This is a genomic window from Jatrophihabitans sp. (assembly GCF_036389215.1).
GTDB lineage: Bacteria > Actinomycetota > Actinomycetes > Mycobacteriales > Jatrophihabitantaceae > Jatrophihabitans_A.
Window position 1 is genome coordinate 1 of the sequence record NZ_DASVQG010000096.1, and the last position, 1,987, is coordinate 1,987.

Below are 1,987 nucleotides of genomic sequence, written 5' to 3' on the forward strand. Positions count from 1 at the left end.
GCACCGGACGAGCGCTTCAGCCCCGGCTCCCGGTTGATCACCGAACCGGCCGACCGCGGCCCGCTGACGGTCGAATCGGCGCGCGATCATTCCGGCAAGCTTGTCGTGCACTTCGTAGGCGTGGAAGACCGCAATGCCATCGAGGCGCTGCGGGGCACGGTGCTGTTGGTTCCGACCACGGCCCGCCCGGTGATCGAGGATCCCGACGAGTTCTACGACACCGACCTGATCGGGCTGGCGGTGCGCACGGTGCAGGGCCGGCAACTGGGGCCGGTCACCGACGTCCTGCACTCGCCCGGTGGCAGCCTGCTGGCCATCGACCTCGACGGGCGTGAGGTACTGGTCCCGTTCCGGACCGAGTTCGTGCCGACCGTGGACCTGGCGGCCGGCATCGCCGAGATCGCCCCGCCGGACGGGCTGCTGGAGCTGTGACCGGCCCGCCGGACGGCCCTGCCGAGACCAGGGCGGCAGGTCTGTCCGTCGACGTGGTCACGATCTTTCCCGAGTACCTCACCCCGCTGCGGGAGTCGCTGCTGGGCAAGGCCATCGAGCGCGGCCAGGTCCGGGTGGATGTGCACGACCTGCGGGCCTGGACCACCGACCCGCACCGGACCGTCGACGACACCCCGTACGGCGGCGGCCCCGGCATGGTGATGCTGCCCGAGCCGTGGGGCCGGGCGCTGGACGCGATCGCTCCGGCGGACGGCCCGCGGCAGCCGCGACTGGTGGTGCCCAGCCCCGCCGGACGGCAGTTCAGCCAGGCGGTGGCCGAGGAACTGGCCGGCCAGCCGTGGCTGCTGTTCGCCTGCGGGCGGTACGAGGGGATCGACGCCCGGGTTCTGGACTATGCCGGCCGCCGGATGGTCGTGGACGAGATCAGCCTCGGTGACTACGTGCTGTGCGGCGGCGAGGCGGCAGTGCTGGTGATCGTGGAGGCGGTCGCCCGGCTGATCCCCGGCGTGCTGGGCAACGCCCTGTCAGCGCACGACGATTCGTTCAGTGCCGCGGTCGGGGGCCTGTTGGAGGCCCCGGCCTACACCAAGCCGGCGCTCTGGCGGGATCTGCCGGTTCCCGAGGTGCTGCTGTCCGGGCATCACGGCAGGATCGAGCAGTGGCGCCGGGAGCGGTCGGCAGAGCGCACCCGCAGCCGCCGCCCGGACCTGCTCGGCGGCTGATCTACCGGCCCGGTTTCTCAATCTCCGGGTCGATATGGCACCATCGAGGGGTTGCCCGGCGGCTGCCTTCGCGGCGTGCTGCCCGCACACAGCCCAGATGTAGCCCGTTACAGTCTCGATCGAGGACGCACGCGCCCTACCGCGCGCCCGGCTCGACCCGAAGGAAGCAGAGTCACGATGAACACCTTGCAGACGTTGGACGCCGAATCGCTGCGCAGCGACATCCCTGATTTCCGGGCCGGCGACACCCTGAAGGTGCACGTGCGGGTCATCGAGGGCAACCGCGCCCGGGTGCAGGTCTTCCAGGGCGTCACGATCCGCCGGCAGGGCGGTGGGCTGCGGGAGACCTTCACCGTCCGCAAGGTCAGCTTCGGCGTCGGCGTGGAGCGCACCTTCCCGGTGCACACCCCGGTCATCGAGAAGATCGAGGTCGTGACCCGCGGCGACGTCCGGCGCGCCAAGCTCTACTACCTGCGCGACCTGCGCGGCAAGGCCGCCAAGATCAAGGAGAAGCGGGACGCGATCACCCGCTAGTCCAGAACCCCTTGACTCGCGAGGTGTCGAACTCGGATATGGGCTACGACGCCAACGAGAGCGCTGACCCTTCCACCCCTGCCGGATCCCGAACAGGTGCCGGGCCGGCCGCAGCCGTGCCCTCGACCGGCGGCGAGCCGGCCGGGGCAGCCGCTCAGTCGCCCGAGGCGACTCAGCGGCCGGACGGCGCACGGCCGCCGAGCGCGGCCAACCCGCCGAGTGCGGTCAACCCAGCGAACGCCGCCAACCCGCCGAGCACGGTCAACCCGCCGAGCGCG

General features: G+C 71.6%; 3 protein-coding genes. All 3 read left to right on the forward strand.

What is annotated here, in order from left to right:
- On the forward strand, positions 1–432 hold a 432-nt coding region (rimM, locus tag VF542_RS04530; protein ID WP_408650518.1), incomplete at its 5' end, for a ribosome maturation factor RimM.
- A gap of 41 nt (positions 433–473) precedes the next feature.
- Positions 474–1,175: a tRNA (guanosine(37)-N1)-methyltransferase TrmD gene (trmD, locus tag VF542_RS04535; protein WP_408650520.1), complete on the forward strand. Its 702-nt coding sequence runs from the start codon at positions 474–476 to the stop codon at positions 1,173–1,175.
- Between the two features lie 177 nt (positions 1,176–1,352).
- Positions 1,353–1,709, forward strand: coding sequence for a 50S ribosomal protein L19 (gene rplS, locus VF542_RS04540; RefSeq protein WP_408650519.1), 357 nt, complete (start codon positions 1,353–1,355; stop codon positions 1,707–1,709).
- Positions 1,710–1,987 lie beyond the last annotated feature (278 nt).

Excerpts from the sequence above, each read along its gene's own strand:
- rplS (WP_408650519.1), top strand. The coding sequence starts at position 1,353 with ATGAACACCTTGCAGACGTTGGACGCCGAATCGCTGCGCAGCGACATC.